This is a genomic window from Pelagerythrobacter aerophilus (assembly GCF_003581645.1).
Taxonomy (GTDB): domain Bacteria; phylum Pseudomonadota; class Alphaproteobacteria; order Sphingomonadales; family Sphingomonadaceae; genus Pelagerythrobacter; species Pelagerythrobacter aerophilus.
This window is the reverse complement of the sequence record NZ_QXFK01000018.1, coordinates 342,840-359,700: the sequence shown is the minus strand read 5'-3', so window position 1 is coordinate 359,700 and position 16,861 is coordinate 342,840. Positions and strand designations below refer to the sequence as shown.

The window sequence follows — 16,861 nt, the reverse complement described above, 5'->3', positions numbered from 1 at the left end:
GCCGCTCGCACAGGCGCGGTGCGCATCTTGCCGCACTGTCACATTCTTGCAACAAAAGTGCCTTCCTAGCGTCGCCGTTCGTGCCTAACGGGGCGCGCATCCAGTCTTTCCCCACCGAGCCTCACCGAAGGGATCGTTTTCATGAAGCTCAAGTATCTCCTGGCTGCCAGCGTCGTCAGCCTTTCCGCCGCGGCTGTCATGCCGTCTGCGGCTTATGCCCAGTCCACCGGGTCCGTCGATTTCGAGAACGACGATGTTATCATCGTGACCGGAACGCGCGATTCCGACGTCGGCGGTGTCGATGTGCCCAACACCCCGAAGGCGAAGCAGGTTCTGACCGAGGAAGTCATCCGGCGTCAGCGTCCCGGCCAGACCGTGAACGACATCATCAATCTCGTTCCCGGCGTGAGCTTCCAGAACAACGACCCCTGGGGCTCGGGCGGCGGTGGCTTTACCATCCGCGGCTTCGGCGCCGATCGCGTGTCGCAGACGCTGGACGGCCTGCCGCTCAATGACTCGGGCAACTACGCGCTCTACACCAATCAGCAGATCGACCCCGAGATCCTCGAGCAGGTCAACGTCAATCTCGGCGTGACCGATGTCGACAGCCCCACGGCCTCCGCGACCGGCGGCACCGTGAACCTGCGCACGCGGGTCCCCGGCGAAACCTTCGGTGTGGTTGCGACGGCGAGCTACGGCAACATTTTCGCCGAGGGAGCCGGCGACCGGCCCTACGTGCGTGCGTTCGGCATGGTCGACAGTGGCGACATCACTGGCTTCGGCACGCGCGCGTTCGTGTCGGCTTCGTGGACCCGCTACGACAATCCGTTCAACAACTACGGCGAAGTCCGCAAGCAGCAGTACAACGGTCGTCTCTATCAGGAGATCGGGTCGAACGGCGACTTCATCTCCGTCGCAGGCCACTACAACGAGAACCGCAACAACTTCTTCGGCTCGTTCGACGTTCTTGATCTCAAGGAACTGGTGCAAAACGGCGAAGGCCGCGACCGCTTCTATGAGATCAACTATCCCTGCACGATTCCGGCGGGTCAGTTGGGGGGCGGTTTTGGGCAGGGGACGCCAGGCGTCGCGGACACTTGGTCTGACAGCTCGAGCAGCGGCAATTGCGGCGTCGAGTTTGACCGGCGCTACAACCCGTCGAACACCGGCAACATCCGCGGTTCGTCGCGCTTCACTCTGTCGGACGGCCTGACCCTCACCGTCGATCCCAGCTTCCAGTACGTCAAGGCCAATGGCGGCGGCGTGGAAGACCTTCGCGAAGGTTTCCAGACGATCGGCGGCGTACAGTACACCGGCTTCATCGGCGGCGGCTACTACTACGGCATGGACCTCAACGGTGACGGCGATCTGCTCGACCGTGTGGCCGGTACCGACCCCAGCCAGACGCGGACCCACCGTTACGGCGTCATCGCGAACCTGATCTACGACATCAATGACGACCACAGCGTTCGTCTTGCCTACACGCTCGATCACGCGCGTCACCGCCAGACGGGTCAAACGGGCTTCCTGTGGGCGGATGGCGAGCCCTTCGACGTATTCCCGATGAACGATCCGGTTCTGACGTCGGACGGGTATGCGCTGAACAAGCGTGACCGCCTGTCCTACGCCATCCTCAACCAGGTGTCGGGCGAGTATCGCGGCACGTTCGGTCCGCTCGGCATCGTGGCCGGGCTACGGCTTCCGTTCTTCAAGCGCGAGCTGAACCAGAACTGCTTCACGACCTCGGCCTCGGGTTTCGTCGACTGCCTCGGCAACCAGGACACCACCGCTTACGAAGCGGCCAATCCGGAAAATGCCCCGCCGCAGACCCGTACCTACAAGTACGACAAGCTGCTCCCGAACGTCGGCCTTACCTACGACTTCGGCAATGTCTCGCTGTTCGCCAACTATGCCAAGGGGCTTTCGGTGCCCGGCACCGATCCGCTCTACGACTCACTCTTCCTGGCAGACGTTCGCGAATCGCAGCCGGTTCCCGAAACGACCGATAGCTTCGACGTCGGCGTGCGGTACGGTCTGGGCAACAACCTGACGGCGCAGATCGCCGGCTGGTACACGCGCTACAACAACCGGCTTGCATCGGCCTATGACCCCATCCTGGACGAGACCCTCTACCGGAACCTCGGCCGGGTGGACAAATACGGCATCGATGGCTCGGTGGCCTGGAGCCCGACTCCGAACACGCTGCTTTATGTGTTCGGCTCGTTCAACAACTCCGAGATCAAGGACGACGTCCTCGGCGGCCAGTGCGGCCTCGACGATGAGGGTATGGCCGATCCGGCGCGGTTCGGCTGCACCGTCGCCACGGTTGGCGAGGACTACTACCTGCCGACCGCCGGGAACCGCGAGAGCGGCTCGCCCAAGTACACCGTGGGTGCACGTGGCCAGATCAACTTCGGTCCGGTCGAGTTCGGTGCGCAGGTCAAGTACACCGGCAAGCGCTTCGTCAACGACCTGAACGACACCACGGTGCCGTCCTACACGCTGGTCGACCTCGACGTGCGTTACACTCTCGGCGAGTTCGCGCCGGGCAAGGAAGCGGCGCTGCAGCTCAACGTCACCAACCTGTTCGACGAACTGTACGTCGGCTACTACGGCGGTTCGCTCGACAGCGTGCCCTTCGCGCAGATCGGTGCCCCGCGCGCCGCAAGCATCTCGCTCGTCGTCGGCTACTGACGAACCGATCCAGCACCGTTTGAAAAGGCGGCGGCGTTCCGGAAGGGGCGCCGCCGCTTTTTTATGTCCGGGAACAGGGGGAGTGGGCTATTGCTCTCGCAGGGGAACGCCGTGCGAGAGGGAAGTGTTCTATCAGCGCGATGATCGGGACCGGCTCTTCCTTCACTTCGCGCCGTAGACCCCGCCTCGGCACGCTGGCGTTGATCGCGCTGCTGCATGTTCTCGCGATCTACGGGCTCGCGAAGGCGTTTGCGCCCGATTTCACCGGCTCTGTCGAGCGGCAGGTGGTCGAGGCGGTTACGGTCACGATCACAGCTCCGCCCGAGGAAACGCCCGAGCCTCCGGCCGAGCCGGACGCAGGCGCTTCGGGCGAAGAAGGGCGCGAGGCGGTGCCGCGGGAGATTGCCGCGCCGGAGCCGCCGATCCCGGTCCCGCGTCCGTCGCCTGCACCGCGTGCCTCCTCCACTGGCACCGCCGATACCTCCGGCGCGAGCGAGAGCGGTGCGGGAACGGGCGCAGGCGGCGCGGGCAGCGGGACCGGCAGCGGGCAGGGCGGCAGCGGCCAGGGTGGCGGCGCGGTGACCAAGCCGGAGCACATCGCGGGCTCGATCGACGACGCGAGCGACTATCCGGTCCCCGAGGGCGGACGTGCGGCGCGGCGCGGAACCGAGGTGATCGTGCGGGTGATCGTCGGGGTGGACGGGCGCGCATCGAACTGCACCGTATATCGCCCGAGCCCCGATCCGGAAGCCGACCGGATCACCTGCCGCCTGGTGGTCGAGCGGTTGCGCTTTCGCCCTGCGACTGACGCACAAGGCAACCCGGTTCCGGCCCCGTTCTACTGGCGGCAACGCTGGTTCTGATCGGGACAGGCGGGCACCGGGCGGGTGCCGAGCCTTGCCCTGCCGCCCAAGCTGGTGAATGACGCACAGGCATGACCGACGGCATCCATCCGGTGATCCTGTGCGGCGGCAGCGGAACGCGGCTCTGGCCGCGGAGCCGCGCCGACCGCCCCAAGCCCTTCCTGCGCCTGCTGGGCGAGCAATCGCTGTTCGAAGCGACGCTGGCCCGATGCCGCGCCGGCGACCGCTTTGCGCCGCCGATGGTCGTGGCGGGCGCGCGCCATATCGAGCATGTCGAGGCGCAGGGGCATCCCGGCATGCGGATCGTGGTCGAGCCGGAGGGTCGCAATACTGCGCCCGCGATCGCGCTCGCCGCCGCGCTGCTGCCGGAAGAGGCGATCATGCTGGTCTGTCCGAGCGACCACTACATCGCCGACACCGGCGCCTTCCATGCGGCGGTGGACGCCGCGGTGGCGCTTGCTGGACAGGGGCGCCTCGTTGCCTTCGGCATCGCGCCCGACCGGCCGGAGACCGGCTACGGCTATATCCAGCGGGGCGCCGCGATCGAGGGCGGCTACGAGGTGGCGCGCTTCGTCGAGAAGCCGAACGAGGCGCTGGCGCGCGACTTCGTCGCCTCGGGCGAATTCAGCTGGAACGGCGGCATCTTCGCGTTCCGGGCGGGCACGTTCCTGGAGGAACTGGCGCGTCACCGCCCGGCGATGGCGGAGGCCGCGCGCGAGGCCGTGGTGCGCGGATCGGACAACGGGCCGCGGTTCCATCCCTCCGCCTCGGTCTTCGCCGGGATCGAGGCGGAGTCGGTCGATTACGCGGTGATGGAGAACACCGCCCGCGCCGCGCTCGTGCCGGTCGACATGGGCTGGTCGGACATCGGCAACTGGGTCGCACTGCGCGAGGCGCGGGAGGCCGGCGAGGGCGGCAACGTGGTGCGCGGAGCGACCGAACTGGTCGGCTGCCGCAACGTCATGGTCGACAGCGACGGACCGCGCGTGTCGTGCATCGGGCTCGAGGACGTGATCGTCGTGGTCGACGGCGACGAGGTGCTGGTGATGCGGGCCGGCGATGCGCAGAAGGTCGGGAAGCTCGGCGGCGCGAGCGGCTAGGCCCCTAGTCCTTCGTCAGCAGCTTCTGCCCTTGCTGGCGTATGGCGTTCGCGACCATCGGCTCGACGAAGCCGAGCGCGGGCGGCAGGTCGATCTCGAACACGAGCTGCCCCTCCTCGATATTCACACGACCGTCGAGATTCTGCCCCATAGCGCTGACTCGCATGGTCATGCTGTCATCGCTCGCCCAGGCCGTCGTGACCTCGGCCATTCCGCCGGGAATGTGATCGGCGATCTCGTGGCTGCGGCTGCGCAGCCGTTCGCGCACCGTCTCGCGCGGGAGATCGTGGGGGATCGCGACGCGCATCAGCCTTCTTCCTGCGTTGCGCCGTCGCCGTAGCGATAGTCGAGGTAGCGGTGGCGCACCGCGAGATCGTCGAGCGCGCCGTCGGCGAGCTGCCGCGTGACGCTGTCGATTTCGCGGCTGATGCGGCCGAGCCCTTCGGCAAGCTGCTCGTCGGGCGTTGCCCCGGCGCGCTTCTCGCCGCGCAGATGCGCCGGCACCTTGCGGTAGGAATCGATCATTTCCGGCAAATGCTCGCCCACGAGCTGGCGGACGTCGCGCACCGCCGGGTGTGCCTGGTCGACGGTCTCGAGCTGGAGGCCGAGCGCGTCGAGCTGCACGCCGAGGTCGTCGACGATCTTCGCCGCCGGCGGGGGCAGGGCCGGGCGCTGGTGTTCGAGCCACAGCTCGGTGCGGCCGACCATCTCCCGCGTGTCGCCCTTGTTGAGCTCGGCGCGCTGGGGCACCTTCATCTTCGGGAAGGCCGAGAACACGAAGACCGCCGCGACGATCGCCAGCAGTGCCACCATCACGCCGGTAAAGCCGATTCCGTCGATGACGAGGCCCGCGACCATCGCTGCGACCACGATCCCGCCCACCGCCAGCGCGATGCGCTTGATCTTGCCGACGAGATGCCGCGTCTTGAGATCGGCCGACCCGCGCCCGATCGACGCGCGCCGGTGATATCCGCCCGCGCGGTTCTCCGCGAGCGAGCGCCGCGCATCGGCGAGAATTACGTCGCTGTTTCGCGTACTGTCGGGCATTGCTCTAGCTATCGAGGGTCAGCAGCGACGGCTCGCTGGAGCCGATCTTGGACTGCGCCTGCGCCTGGCCTTCGGCGCGGGCGATATAGCCCTTGGACTTCTCGACCTCCTTGCTGAGCGTCGTGACCGTCTGCTTCATCGAATCGAGCGCGCGCAGCTTGAAGGTGTCGACCTCGTCCATCGTGTCGTAGATGTTCTGGAACGCTCGCTGGAGCGTCTCCAGCGGGATCGTGCTCGAGGCGGCCTGCTCGTGGATCTTGCCGGTCTGCTCGCGCAGCATGGTGCTGGTGGAATCGATGATCCCGGCGGTCGTGTCGTTCAGCGCGGTGATCTGTTGCAGCACGAGGCGCTGGTTGGTCATCGCCTCGCTCACCGTCACCGCGGTGCGCAGCGCGCCGACCGTGGTGGTGCTGGCGCGGTCGACGCCCTTGACCAGCTCGACGTTGTTCTTCTTGACCAGATCGAGCGCGAGATAGCCCTGCACGCTGACCGCCATCTGCGTCAGCAGGTCCTGCGTGCGCTGGCGGACGTAGAACAGCGCGGTCTCGCGGATCGCCTTGGCCTTGGCCGGATCGGTCGCGTCGAGCTCGGCGGCTTTCTCTTCCAGCCGATCGTCGAGCGCCTGGGAGATGTGGATCATCTGTTCCAGGTTGCCCATCGCCTCCCACAGCTTGGACCGCTCGACGTCGATCGCCGCGTTGTCCATCAGCAACTCGTCCTTGCCGTTGGCCAGCTTGGAGAGGATTTGCTGAATGTGCGTCTGCGCGCTCTGATAGCTGCGGAAGTAATCGTTCAGCTTGTTGCCGAAGGGAATGATGCCGAGCAGCTTCTTCGGGCCGGTCAGCTTCCCGCGGCGGGAGGGGTCGAGCTCCTCCACCGTGCGGCGCAGTTCGGCGAGATTGGCGCCGACGCCCTCGTCCTTGTCCATCGCGCGGACCGGGCGGTCGAGGAAGCGGTTCGAATGCTGCGCGGCCGCCATGATTTCCTTGCGGCCCATATTGGTGATCTGGTCGACTTTCTTGCCGAATTCGGGCGAGTTCGCGTCCTCCGCGACCAGGTCGGCGATGAACGCCTCGACCTTCTCGTCCAGCTTGGACTTCTTTTCCTCGCTCACGGGCACGAGCCCGGCGGCTTTCTCCGCTGCGACCTGCGGCACCGGATCGGGCGCGGTCAGCTCCAGATCGGTTTCGGTCGCCGTAGCGGTTTGATTGCTGGCCATACCTGCTTTCAACTCCTCCCGGGACGCAGCCCGGTTCCTGCATACTGTGTTAAGCACATAAGACACGAAATTCAACGGTGCCGCCAAGGGTGCTCGATCGAATGTCGACTTTTTTCGACGCAAGGCAAGCGCTAAAGACGGACGATGGACAGTGGTGCAAAGACCCAAAAATCCGGCGCAAACAGCGATACGGGCGCCGGCGGACAACCGCAGTGGTCGTTCCTGCGGGTCGTCGCGAGCTTCCGCCGCTGGTGGCACGACGCGGTTATGGGGACCGTCGAACAGGAAGAGGTGATCGCCAAGCGCCGCGAAGAGTGCGCCATCTCCTCGCGCTATCTGTTCATGACGGCGATGTCGGCCGGTATCGCGATCCTCGGCCTGCTTCTCTCTTCCCCCGCGGTGGTGATCGGCGCGATGCTCCTGTCGCCGCTGATGGACCCGATCATGGGGCTCGGCTTCGCGCTGGCGATCGGCGACTATCGCTGGATGCGCCAGTCGGCGCATTCGCTCGCCTGGGGCACGCTGATGGCGATCGGGCTCTGCGCGATGATCGTGTTCGTTTCGCCGCTGCAGGACATCACGAGCGAGATCGCCTCGCGCACGCGGCCCAATCTGTTCGACCTGATGGTCGCCCTGTTCTCGGCCATGGCCGGCGCCTACGCCATGATCCGTGGGCGGGAAGGGACGATCGTCGGCGTTGCGATCGCCACCGCTCTCATGCCGCCGCTGGCCGTGATCGGGTTCGGGCTCGCGACACTGAACTGGACCGTCTTCACCGGCGCGCTGCTGCTCTACGTGACCAACTTCGTGACGATCGCGCTCACCGTATGGGGGATGGCCCGGCTTTACGGATTCAGCGCCACGCTTTCGGAGCGGCAGACGCGGTGGCAGAACTTCGTGCTGGCGATCGTCTTCATTGCGCTTGCAGTTCCCCTGGGCTTCTCACTGCGCCAGATCGCCTGGGAAGCCGGCGCCGCAAGGCAGGTGCGCGGCGAGCTGGCGGCGAACTTCGGCGCATCCTCGCGCCTTTCGCAGCCGGAGATCGAGTTCGACCGCGAGCCGATGCGGGTGTCGGCCTTCGTGTGGACCACGCGGCTGGAACCCGATGCGGAAGTCCGCTCGGAAGCAAACCTCGCGCGACTTCTCGACACCGCGGTCGATGTCCAGCTCAAGCAATTCCTCGTTCGCGACGAGGAAAGCGCCGAGGAGGCCCAGCTCGCCTCCGTCAAGCTGGCCGAGGAAGAAGCGGCCCGCGATCGGCTGCAGGAATTGACCGCACGGCTCGCGCTCGCGGCGGGGGTGGAGGAGGATGACGTTCTCATCGACCGCCAGCGTCGCCGCGCCCTCGTCAGGGCGAAGGTTCTGCCCGGCGCCCCGCTGGAAACCTACGCCGCGCTCGAACGCCGGATCACCGCGACCGAGCCCGAATGGCGGGTCGAGCTGATCCCGCCCATTGCGACGCTGCCCTCGGTGGCGTTCGACGGCGAAGAGCCCGATGACGCGGCACGCGAGGCGATCACGCTCGCAGGATGGGCGGCGCAGCGGCTGGGCCGGGGCCTGGTGGTCTCCGGTCCCGAAGAGCAGGCCGAAACGGTTCGCTCGCTTCTGGTGGGAAAAGGCGCGGAGGCCAGTCTGGGCGAGACCCGCACGGGCGAAGTGCGGGTGGCGTGGGCTCCCAACGAGGATGAGTAGGCCGGCGAAGCCGCAGGTCAGCAGATCACCGAGAGGATAGATCCTCCCCATCGCGAGATGGGGAGGATTGAAGAGGGATCACGAAGGGTGCGGCCTCAGGCGGCTTCCATCAGCGGCAGCGGCTGGATTTCGCCTGCGAGGTAGAGCCGCTTGGCCTTGGCCCGGCTGAGCTTGCCCGAACTGGTGCGGGGCAGGGTGCGCGGCGGGACCAGTTCGACCACGCAGTTCATGCCGGTGATCGAGCGGACCTTGTCGCGGATCTGCTCGTGCAGGCGCACGCGCTCCTCGGGGTCGGACACGCGGCAATGGACCAGCACCGCCGGCGCCTCCTCGCCGTTCTCGGTCTCGACCGAGAACGCGGCGATGTCGCCGTGGTTGAAGCCGGGCAACTGCTCCACCGCCCACTCGATGTCCTGCGGCCAGTGGTTCTTGCCGTTGATGATGATCATGTCCTTCGCCCGGCCGACGATGAACAGATAGCCGTTCGCCATGTAGCCCATGTCGCCGGTGTCGAGCCAGACATCCCCGTTTTCCTTGGCGACGAGGCAGTCGCTGGTCGCTTCCTCGTTGCGGAAGTAGGAATGCATCACGCTCTTGCCGCGGCACCAGACCTTGCCGATCTTGTGATCGCCCTTGGCCTCGTCATTTTCTCCGCGGATCTCGACTTCCATGCCGGGGAGCGGCTTGCCGCAGTTGACGATCGCGCGGTAGCGGGCCGGACGGGAGAAATCGGCCCGCGTGCCCGACAGGCGCTCCTCTTCCACCAGCTCGACGCGGATGCCTTCGCCCGGTGGCATCACGGTGACCGCGAGCGTCGCTTCGGCCAGCCCGTAGGACGGGGTGAAGGCGCTCGCGCGGAAGCCGGCGTCGGCAAAGGCGTTGACGAAGTTCTGCATCACGTCGGGCCGGATCATGTCCGCCCCGTTGCCCGCGGTGCGCCAGCGCGAAAGGTCGAAACGCTCGGACACGCTGCTCTGGCTCGAGATGCGGCGCGCGCAGATGTCGTAGCCGAAGGTCGGCGAATAGGAGAGCGTGTTGCCCTGGTTGCGGCTGATCAGGTCGAGCCAGGCGAGCGGGCGGCGCGCGAAATGCTCGGTCTTGAGGTAGTCGACCGAGGCCTGGTTGGCGATCGGCGAGAGGAAGCAGCCGACGAGGCCCATGTCGTGATACCACGGCAGCCAGCTCACCACGCGGTCGTTCTCGCCCAGGTCGACCATGGTCGCGTGGCCGTAGAGATTGTGCAGCAGCGCCTCGTGCGTCACCGCCACGCCGGTCGGGAAGCGGGTCGAGCCGGAGGAGTACTGGAGGTAGCAGATGTCGTCCGGCTTCGCCTCGGGCAGCTCGCATTCGGGCGCCTCGCGCTCCGCGAAGCTTGCCCAGTCGATCCCCTCGCAGCCCTGCCGGTCGGCGGCGGCCTGCGCCATTTCGGCGATTTCCGGGGGATAGATGAGGATCTTCGGGTCCGAGCTTTCGAGCTGCACTGCGAGCTGTTCGATATAGCTCTCCTTGCCGCCGAAGCTGGTCGGCAGGGGCAGCGGCACCGGCCATGCGCCGGCATAGACGCAGGCGCAGAACAAGGCGGCGAATTCCGGCCCGGTCTCGGCCACGAGGGCCACGCGGTCTTCCTTGCCGATCCCGGCCGCGACCAGCCGCCGGGCCATCGCCAGCGCGTCCTCGCGCATTTCGCCGTAGGGATAGGCCCTCTCCAGCGTGCCGCGCATATCGTGGAAATTGAGGCCCTTCTCGCTACGGGCGGCGTAGTCGACCGCCTCGTTGAAGGTGGCGAAATCCGACCTGCGACGCGGTAAGGCGCAGTCGTTCGGGGTCGGAATCAGGTTGGTATCGGTCATGTCTGGAGGCGGTACCCGTCATTGGCGCGCAACATAGCGCTTTCATTATCCCCTACCGGCGCCCTTATCCCTTCCTCGCCGTCGTTTCAAACTTTCCCATTTCCGAACGAGTGTGGCACGAATAAGGCCGCATGGTTCGCGAAGGAACGCACGAGAGGCGCAGGAGGCGCCCGCCGAAGCCGCTCGACGAGGCGCGGCTGGAGGAGCTGGCGCTCGCCTATGTCGCGCGTTTCGCGACCACCGCGGCGAAGCTGGAGGGCTATCTGGCGCGCAAGCTGCGCGAGCGCGGGTGGGAGGGCGAACGGCCCGCCGATCCTGCGGGAATCGCGGCGCGATTCGCCGAACTGGGCTATATCGACGACGAAGCCTATGCCCGGGCGCGGGCCGGGGGGCTGCTGCGCAGCGGATACGGCGCGCGCCGGATCGATCAGGCGCTGCGCGGTGCGGGGATCGACGAGGATCTGCGCGCCGGCGCGCAGCCGGGCGAGCGGGCGCGGCGCGAAGCGGCTCTGACGCTGGCGCGCAAGCGCCGTTTCGGGCCTTTCGGCGGGGAAGTGCCGGAGCGTGACCGGCGCGAGAAGCAGCTCGCCGCGATGATCCGCGCCGGGCATGGATTTGACGACGCTCGCGCGGTAATGGACGCGAAGGACGTCGCGGAAGCCGAGCAATGGGTGGCCGATGCCGCCGACGACGAAGAGGATCGATAGATGCGCCGACTGCTTTCCCTTCTCGCCGCCGCGCTTGCGGTGGCCTGCTCGCCCCAGGCGGGCGCGGGAGCCGCCGCTTCCGCCGAGACTTCCGCGAGCCGCCATCCGGTCTCGGGGCTGGAGATCATTCCCCTGGCCGTGGTCAGCGACGGACAGCGCCACGAATTCGCGGTCGAAGTCGCGAATACGGCCGAGGAACAGGCGCGCGGGCTGATGTTCCGGACCGAGCTCGGCCCGAACGAAGGCATGCTCTTCCCGCGCACGCCGCCCGATCTGGCGAGCTTCTGGATGAAGAACACCCCGCTGCCGCTCGACATCATCTTCATCGGCAAGGACGGGCGGATCATGAACATCGCGGCCGAGACCGTCCCCTATTCGCTCGACTCGGTTTCGGCCGTCGGGTTGACGAGCGCCGTGCTCGAAATCCCCGGGGGCCGTGCGGCCGAACTCGGGATCGAGCCGGGCGACGCGGTCGAGTGGTAATCGCGGCCGTTCTCGATTGCGCGCTTGGCCGCGCGAGGCGAATCGGCTAACCGCCCGCTCCATGAACTTCCTGGCCAAGATCTTCACCTGGTGGAACGGCGCGACGATCGGCACGCTGCTCCATAACTGGCGCCACGGGGTCGAGGTCGGCACCGATGCGCAGGGCAATCGCTACTTCCGTTCGCGCAAGACCTCGCCCGACGGGCGCGAGCGCCGCTGGGTGATCTACGACGGTTCGAACGACGCCAGCCGGGTGCCGCCCGAATGGCACGGCTGGCTCCACGGCCAGTTCGACGACGTGCCCGAGAGCCGCTTGCCGCCGCCCCGGATCTGGGAGGCCGACTACACGCCGAACGCGACGGGGACGGAGGCAGCCTACCTGCCGCAGGGGGCGCTGCAGCGCGGCGGGCGCCGTGCGGCGGCAACGGGCGACTACGAAGCGTGGTCGCCGGACAGCTGAGCGTGGGCCGGCTCATCCTCGCGCTGCCGCTGGCGGCGATGCTCGCCGCCTGCACGCAGGAAGCGCCGGCGCCGGAGCCGGTCGAGACCGAGATTCCCGAGAGTCTGCGCACCGGCACGCCGCCCGCGCCGGTCGGCGACAGCGGCGCGGGAACGCCGATGGAAGACCGGGTCGCCACGCTCGGCCTGCTCAACAAGCGCAACAACCTGTCGCAGGACCTGGAGATGCGGCCCGGCGAATCGCGCCGCGTGGGCGACGTCATCGTCCGCCTCGCCGCCTGCGAACGCACCGCGCCGTGGGAAATGCCGCACGAGACGGGCGCGTTCGTCCAGGTCTTCGTCCGTCAGGCGGGCGACGACGGCGTGTGGGACAAGACCTTCTCCGGCTGGCTGTTCAAGAACTCGCCCAGCCTGAATGTGGTCGAGCACCCGATCTACGACGTCTGGGTGAAGGACTGCGCGATGACGTTCCCGGGGGAAGAGGGCGGCTCGGCCTCCGACAGCAACGAATCGTAGGCTTCGGCCAGCGACATGCGCGGCTCGCCCCGCGCGTCCTCCAGCAAGGCGCAGTAGCGCCGCTGTGAAAGCTCGACCGCCCCCAGCGAAGCGAGGTGCGGCGTCATGAACTGGCAGTCGAGCAGCGCGAAGCCCGCGCGCCGCATCAGCGCCACCAGCCAGGCGAGCGCCACCTTGGACGCGTTGTCGGCGCGGCTGAACATGCTCTCGCCGCAGAACGCCCGGTCGACCGCGAGGCCGTAGAGACCGCCCACCAGTTCGTCGCCCCGCCAGCACTCGAGCGAGTGCGCGTGTCCCTCGCGGTGGAGAGCGCGGAAGCTCTCCTCGATCCGGCGGTTGATCCAGGTCCCCTCGTGGTCCGGCCGCGGCGCGGCGCAGGCGCGCAGAACCTCGTCGAAGGCGCGGTCGCAGGTGACGGTGAACTCGCCATGTCGCAGGACCTTGCGCAGCGAGCGCGAGCAGTGGAAGCGGTCGAGCGGAATGATCGCGCGCTTGCGCGGCTCGACCCAGAACACCTCCGGATCGTCGCGCCCGTCCGCCATCGGGAAGATCCCGTTGCGATAGGCGAGCAGCAGAAGATCGCCGGGGATCGGGCCTTGCGCGGGCGCGTGCATGACCGCCGCCTCTATCGTGCGTGAGGCAAAGTTCCTAGCACCATGCGCGCGCCGCCTTGCCATCCCCCGTGCTTGGCTCTAGAGGCGCTTCCGCCTGCAGGGGTGTAGCTCAGTTGGTAGAGCATCGGTCTCCAAAACCGAGGGCCACGGGTTCGAATCCTGTCACCCCTGCCAGGCGATATCGGCGGCGACGCATTCGCGCCCGCGACTCCTGACAATCCACGCTTGGCGGGAACCCCCGCGGCAGACCGGCGCTTCGCCTGTGCCAGGGTGGTACGGCTGCGTCCAAAGCGGGAACTCTGCGCCGAACCGTTCATTACATGCGTTGGACGGAGGCGCAGATGTTCATGGAGATGACGCCATGTCGAGTTTGTCCTTCCGCAGCAGCCGCCCCGACGGGTGGGTCCAGCCCCGCCCGCACCGTGACGCTTCGCTGCGATACCTGACCCACGGACCGATCCGGCCGATGGAAGAACCCGGATTGCTGGCCCGCCTGTTCGGCGCTCGCTAGGACCCGGTCGCCCGATCGGACGGCCGAAACGAGAAAGGGGCCGGACCCGCGAAAGGTCCGGCCCTTTTTACCCCGCCCGTTCTGGCCGGGCCCCGCCGTCAGTATTCCTCGGGCTCTTCCGGCGTTTCGCTGTGGTAGTCGCGCCCGGCCTTTCGCTCGCCGCGCGCCAGCTTGAACACAACGCCCGAGAGCAGCGCCAGCGCGAGCAGGTTGGGCAGGGCCATCGCCGCGTTCGAGATGTCGCCCAGCCGCCAGACGAGCTGCGAGGGCTGCATCGCGCCGATGAAGATGGCGATGCACCAGATCACCCGCCACATGATGTGCAGCACCTTCTCGCCGCCCCGGGTGGAGCCGGGTACGCGGTCGTAGATGAACGTGATCGCCCGCTCGCCGTAATACGACCATGTCAGCAGGGTGGTGAAGACGAACAGGATCAGCGCGATGCTGGCGATCAGCGTGCCGAGCGGGATCGATCCGATCTCGAACGGGAAGGCCGCGGCGAACGCGCCCGACGTGGTCACGAAGCCCGACATCGCGGTGGTCCCGAGGTCGGATTGCCACACGTGATCCACCGGCTGGCCGTTGTAGGTGAAGTCGCCCTGCACCGTCAGGATCACGAGCGCGGTCATCGTGCAGATCACGATCGTGTCGATGAAGGTGCCGAGCATCGCCATGCGGCCCTGCTGTTCGGGATCGTCGGTCTGCGCCACGGCGTGCGCCATCGGGGTCGAACCTTGTCCGGCCTCGTTGGAGAACAGGCCGCGCGCCACGCCCGCGCGGATCGCCAGGATGATCGCCGCGCCCGCGAAGCCGCCGCTGGCGCTCTGCATGTTGAAGGCGCCGTCGAAAATCCGGCCGAAGGTTTCCGGCAAGTCGCCAAAATTGATGATCAGAGCGATCACCGCCATCACGATGTAGGCAGCGGCCATGAACGGCACGACCTTTTCGGCCACGTTGCCGATCGACTTGATGCCGCCGATGATCACCACGAACACCGCGATTGCGACGATCAGCCCGCCGAGCCAGCGCTCGAATCCGAACAGTTCGTTGAGGCCGCTCGCCACTTCGTTGGCCTGGATCGAATTGCCCGTGACCAGTGCGGAGAACAGTGTGCCGATGCAGAACACGATCGCGAGCCAGGTCCATTTCGGCCCCAGGCCCAGCATGATGTAGCTCATCGGGCCGCCGCGGGAGACGCCATCGGATGTCGTCTCGCGGTAGCGAATGGCGAGGCTGCCTTCCGCGAATGCGAGCGCCATGCCGAACAGGGCCGTGATCCACATCCAGAACACCGCGCCCGGTCCGCCGAGCGCGATGGCGGTCGCGACGCCGGCCAGGTTGCCCGTGCCGACTTGGCCCGAAAGTGCGGTGGAAAGCGCGGCGAACGGGCTGATCTCGCCCGTTCCGGAGCCCTTGCGGCTGACAAACAGCCCGCGGACCGCAGCGCCGAACTTGACGATCGGATAGAAGCGCAGGCCGATCATGATCCACAGCCCGATGCCGAGCAGGATCACGGCCAGCGGCGGAATGGGGATCAACTGCTCGCCGTTCCACGTCCCGCCCCAGATGAAATCGGACAGGTTGGTCACCGGTGCGATCATTCGTTCGCCCAGCGTGGCTGGTGCTTGGCCTGCTGCCATTCGCTTTATCCCCTCATGTGTCCCTTGGAATGGCGGTCAGGCTAACGGCGCGAGGCGGTGAGGACCAGCCCCAAGTTTCGACTGCAACCGGTTTGTGTTCCTGTGCGGCACCGCCTTGCTTTTGCCTGCCATGCCGCCTAAATGCAGCCCGCCTTCCGACATCGGAGCCTTAAAAGCCCCTCCCGGACTTGAACCGGGGCGGCGATGGTCCCATTCCGGAAGGCGCAACAGGAATTTTCAGGCAAGAGCGAGAGAGCACATGGCCAAGCCCACCCCCGGGGAGTTTATCCGCCAGGTCCGTGCCGAAGGCAGCAAGGTGGTATGGCCGTCGCGCGAAGAGACGGTTCGCACGTCGATCTTCGTCGGCATCATGATGCTCATTCTCTCGCTGTTCTTTCTCGGCATCGATTCGGCCTTCGGCGCAGTGGTGCGCTGGCTGCTGACGATCGCCTGATCGAAAACACGCAAAAGACACGACAGGGATCACAATGGCTCGCTGGTACATCATCCACGCCTACTCGGGCTTCGAGAACAAGGTTCGCGACGCGATCATCGCGGAGGCCGAACGGCTGGGCCTGTCGGAGGCCGTGGAAGAGGTGCAGGTCCCGACCGAGACCGTGACCGAGGTCAAGCGGGGCAAGAAGGTCCAGGTCGAGCGCAAGTTCATGCCGGGCTACGTGCTCGCCAAGCTGCGGCTGACCGACGACGTTTACCACCTGGTCAAGAACACGCCCAAGGTGACCGGCTTCCTCGGCTCGGGCAACAAGCCGCAGCCGATTTCCGAGAAGGAGGCCGCGCGCTATTTCGGCGGTGTCGAGGAAGCGAAGGCCGCGCCGAAGAAGGACATCAGCGTCGATTACGAGATCGGCGATCAGGTCAAGGTCCTCGACGGCCCGTTCGCGAGCTTCAACGGCGTGGTCGAAGAGCTCGATTTCGACAAGGCCAAGGTCAAGGTCAGCGTCTCGATCTTCGGCCGCGCGACGCCGGTCGAGCTCGACTTCGAGCAGGTCGAACTGGTCAAGTAAGGCCCCCGGGGCGGCGTCTCGCCGTCCTACCCACAATCCCACTCCGTCATCCCGGCGAAAGCTGGGATCGCTGGCCGCTGGGCCGGACCTTGCTGCATCCGATCCAGCTTTCGCTGGGATGACGGGCGGGGCCGGGGACTGCGCGCCGGGCTTGAGATTGCCCCTTTCCTACATGCGCGTTTCCTGCTTACGTTCCGCATATGTTCTATCGAACGAACGATTCGCGCGTCGGCCTGTTGCCAGTCTCCCGTCCTTGGCGGGCGGTGAAGCAGAAGGTGACGGTGCAAGGTGACAGTGTGGCTTTCGCGATGGGAAAGGCCACACCCGGCCCCCGCAGGCGCCCGCAAGTCCATGGTTCGAAAGGGAAAAGGCCCAAGGTTACACTTGTCAAAACCCCCCGCGAGTGTCACGCGCCCGGTGTCGCCTTGCCCCGCCGCCGCG

Annotated in this window: 17 protein-coding genes and 1 tRNA gene; 12 read left to right on the top strand and 6 right to left on the bottom strand. The window is 66.8% G+C overall.

Annotated features, from left to right (window positions below; genetic code table 11):
• Positions 1 to 141 precede the first annotated feature (141 nt).
• The 3 genes from D2V04_RS12445 to D2V04_RS12435 all read left to right on the top strand — a co-directional run bounded on the left by D2V04_RS12445 (position 142) and on the right by D2V04_RS12435 (position 4,657).
• A complete protein-coding gene (locus tag D2V04_RS12445) occupies positions 142 to 2,694 on the top strand; it encodes a TonB-dependent receptor (protein ID WP_119513991.1) in 2,553 nt (850 codons plus the stop codon).
• Positions 2,695 to 2,834: 140 nt separating this feature from the next.
• Positions 2,835 to 3,557 (top strand): TonB family protein, encoded by a 723-nt coding sequence (locus tag D2V04_RS12440; protein ID WP_119513990.1) that lies wholly within the window; start codon positions 2,835 to 2,837, stop codon positions 3,555 to 3,557.
• Between the two features lie 71 nt (positions 3,558 to 3,628).
• The gene (locus D2V04_RS12435; RefSeq protein ID WP_119513989.1) at positions 3,629 to 4,657 is read left to right on the top strand and encodes a mannose-1-phosphate guanylyltransferase; all 1,029 of its coding nucleotides are present in this window, start codon (positions 3,629 to 3,631) and stop codon (positions 4,655 to 4,657) included.
• A gap of 4 nt (positions 4,658 to 4,661) precedes the next feature.
• Here the strand turns inward: D2V04_RS12435 and D2V04_RS12430 are convergent, their stop codons facing one another.
• From D2V04_RS12430 to D2V04_RS12420, 3 genes are read right to left on the bottom strand one after another with little or no spacing between them, the layout of a single operon-like run.
• Entirely contained in the window at positions 4,662 to 4,964 is a 303-nt protein-coding gene (locus D2V04_RS12430; protein WP_119513988.1) for a polyhydroxyalkanoic acid system family protein, read from the bottom strand.
• Positions 4,964 to 5,704, bottom strand: a complete 741-nt coding sequence (locus D2V04_RS12425) for a hypothetical protein (RefSeq protein WP_119513987.1) — start codon at positions 5,702 to 5,704, stop codon at positions 4,964 to 4,966. The genes D2V04_RS12430 and D2V04_RS12425 overlap by 1 nt, the downstream gene beginning before the upstream one ends.
• A gap of 4 nt (positions 5,705 to 5,708) precedes the next feature.
• A complete protein-coding gene (locus D2V04_RS12420; protein WP_119513986.1) occupies positions 5,709 to 6,923 on the bottom strand; it encodes a toxic anion resistance protein in 1,215 nt (404 codons plus the stop codon).
• A gap of 144 nt (positions 6,924 to 7,067) precedes the next feature.
• On the opposite strand from D2V04_RS12420, the gene D2V04_RS12415 reads away from it, so the two are divergent.
• On the top strand, positions 7,068 to 8,615 hold the full coding sequence (locus D2V04_RS12415) for a TIGR00341 family protein (RefSeq protein ID WP_119513985.1): 1,548 nt from the start codon (positions 7,068 to 7,070) through the stop codon (positions 8,613 to 8,615).
• A 95-nt stretch (positions 8,616 to 8,710) separates the two neighbouring features.
• Here D2V04_RS12415 and D2V04_RS12410 read toward each other — a convergent pair whose 3' ends face one another.
• A complete protein-coding gene (locus D2V04_RS12410) occupies positions 8,711 to 10,465 on the bottom strand; it encodes a fatty acyl-AMP ligase (protein ID WP_119513984.1) in 1,755 nt (584 codons plus the stop codon).
• Positions 10,466 to 10,596: 131 nt separating this feature from the next.
• Here D2V04_RS12410 and D2V04_RS12405 point away from each other — a divergent pair, with 131 nt between their 5' ends.
• From D2V04_RS12405 to D2V04_RS12390, 4 genes are all read left to right on the top strand, one after another.
• Positions 10,597 to 11,172 carry a regulatory protein RecX gene (locus tag D2V04_RS12405; RefSeq protein ID WP_119513983.1) on the top strand — a complete coding sequence of 192 codons (576 nt, stop codon included), beginning with the start codon at positions 10,597 to 10,599 and terminating at the stop codon, positions 11,170 to 11,172.
• Positions 11,173 to 11,655, top strand: a complete 483-nt coding sequence (locus D2V04_RS12400; protein ID WP_119513982.1) for a DUF192 domain-containing protein — start codon at positions 11,173 to 11,175, stop codon at positions 11,653 to 11,655.
• A gap of 61 nt (positions 11,656 to 11,716) precedes the next feature.
• Positions 11,717 to 12,115 (top strand): NADH:ubiquinone oxidoreductase subunit NDUFA12, encoded by a 399-nt coding sequence (locus D2V04_RS12395; RefSeq protein ID WP_119513981.1) that lies wholly within the window; start codon positions 11,717 to 11,719, stop codon positions 12,113 to 12,115.
• Between the two features lie 2 nt (positions 12,116 to 12,117).
• On the top strand, positions 12,118 to 12,630 hold the full coding sequence (locus D2V04_RS12390) for a DUF2155 domain-containing protein (protein WP_228766418.1): 513 nt from the start codon (positions 12,118 to 12,120) through the stop codon (positions 12,628 to 12,630).
• Here D2V04_RS12390 and aat read toward each other — a convergent pair.
• Positions 12,549 to 13,244 (bottom strand): leucyl/phenylalanyl-tRNA--protein transferase, encoded by a 696-nt coding sequence (gene aat, locus D2V04_RS12385; RefSeq protein WP_119513980.1) that lies wholly within the window; start codon positions 13,242 to 13,244, stop codon positions 12,549 to 12,551. The genes D2V04_RS12390 and aat overlap by 82 nt on opposite strands.
• 98 nt (positions 13,245 to 13,342) lie before the next feature.
• Here aat and D2V04_RS12380 point away from each other — a divergent pair.
• Positions 13,343 to 13,418, top strand: a tRNA-Trp gene (locus tag D2V04_RS12380).
• 187 nt (positions 13,419 to 13,605) lie between these two features.
• Positions 13,606 to 13,755, top strand: a complete 150-nt coding sequence (locus tag D2V04_RS17960; protein ID WP_182849748.1) for a hypothetical protein — start codon at positions 13,606 to 13,608, stop codon at positions 13,753 to 13,755.
• Between the two features lie 98 nt (positions 13,756 to 13,853).
• On the opposite strand, the gene D2V04_RS12375 is transcribed toward D2V04_RS17960, so the two are convergent.
• Complete coding sequence (locus tag D2V04_RS12375) at positions 13,854 to 15,395, bottom strand: alanine/glycine:cation symporter family protein (RefSeq protein ID WP_119513979.1); 1,542 nt, start codon at positions 15,393 to 15,395, stop codon at positions 13,854 to 13,856.
• A gap of 259 nt (positions 15,396 to 15,654) precedes the next feature.
• On the opposite strand from D2V04_RS12375, the gene secE reads away from it, so the two are divergent.
• Both secE and nusG read left to right on the top strand, forming a co-directional pair.
• Positions 15,655 to 15,849: a preprotein translocase subunit SecE gene (gene secE, locus D2V04_RS12370; RefSeq protein WP_119513978.1), complete on the top strand. Its 195-nt coding sequence runs from the start codon at positions 15,655 to 15,657 to the stop codon at positions 15,847 to 15,849.
• A gap of 34 nt (positions 15,850 to 15,883) precedes the next feature.
• Positions 15,884 to 16,420 (top strand): transcription termination/antitermination protein NusG, encoded by a 537-nt coding sequence (gene nusG, locus D2V04_RS12365; RefSeq protein WP_119513977.1) that lies wholly within the window; start codon positions 15,884 to 15,886, stop codon positions 16,418 to 16,420.
• The last annotated feature ends 441 nt before the right edge of the window (positions 16,421 to 16,861 follow it).

What these genes read in the sequence shown, in the direction of transcription:
- D2V04_RS12445 (WP_119513991.1), top strand. Translation starts at nt 142, where the DNA reads ATGAAGCTCAAGTATCTCCTGGCTGCCAGCGTCGTCAGCCTTTCCGCC.
- D2V04_RS12430 (WP_119513988.1), bottom strand. Translation starts at nt 4,964, where the DNA reads ATGCGCGTCGCGATCCCCCACGATCTCCCGCGCGAGACGGTGCGCGAA.
- D2V04_RS12425 (WP_119513987.1), bottom strand. Translation starts at nt 5,704, where the DNA reads ATGCCCGACAGTACGCGAAACAGCGACGTAATTCTCGCCGATGCGCGG.
- D2V04_RS12415 (WP_119513985.1), top strand. Translation starts at nt 7,068, where the DNA reads ATGGACAGTGGTGCAAAGACCCAAAAATCCGGCGCAAACAGCGATACG.
- D2V04_RS12420 (WP_119513986.1), bottom strand. Translation starts at nt 6,923, where the DNA reads ATGGCCAGCAATCAAACCGCTACGGCGACCGAAACCGATCTGGAGCTG.
- D2V04_RS12435 (WP_119513989.1), top strand. Translation starts at nt 3,629, where the DNA reads ATGACCGACGGCATCCATCCGGTGATCCTGTGCGGCGGCAGCGGAACG.
- D2V04_RS12400 (WP_119513982.1), top strand. Translation starts at nt 11,173, where the DNA reads ATGCGCCGACTGCTTTCCCTTCTCGCCGCCGCGCTTGCGGTGGCCTGC.
- D2V04_RS12440 (WP_119513990.1), top strand. Translation starts at nt 2,835, where the DNA reads ATGATCGGGACCGGCTCTTCCTTCACTTCGCGCCGTAGACCCCGCCTC.
- aat (WP_119513980.1), bottom strand. Translation starts at nt 13,244, where the DNA reads ATGCACGCGCCCGCGCAAGGCCCGATCCCCGGCGATCTTCTGCTGCTC.
- D2V04_RS12375 (WP_119513979.1), bottom strand. Translation starts at nt 15,395, where the DNA reads ATGGCAGCAGGCCAAGCACCAGCCACGCTGGGCGAACGAATGATCGCA.
- D2V04_RS17960 (WP_182849748.1), top strand. Translation starts at nt 13,606, where the DNA reads ATGTCGAGTTTGTCCTTCCGCAGCAGCCGCCCCGACGGGTGGGTCCAG.
- secE (WP_119513978.1), top strand. Translation starts at nt 15,655, where the DNA reads ATGGCCAAGCCCACCCCCGGGGAGTTTATCCGCCAGGTCCGTGCCGAA.
- D2V04_RS12405 (WP_119513983.1), top strand. Translation starts at nt 10,597, where the DNA reads ATGGTTCGCGAAGGAACGCACGAGAGGCGCAGGAGGCGCCCGCCGAAG.
- D2V04_RS12395 (WP_119513981.1), top strand. Translation starts at nt 11,717, where the DNA reads ATGAACTTCCTGGCCAAGATCTTCACCTGGTGGAACGGCGCGACGATC.
- nusG (WP_119513977.1), top strand. Translation starts at nt 15,884, where the DNA reads ATGGCTCGCTGGTACATCATCCACGCCTACTCGGGCTTCGAGAACAAG.
- D2V04_RS12410 (WP_119513984.1), bottom strand. Translation starts at nt 10,465, where the DNA reads ATGACCGATACCAACCTGATTCCGACCCCGAACGACTGCGCCTTACCG.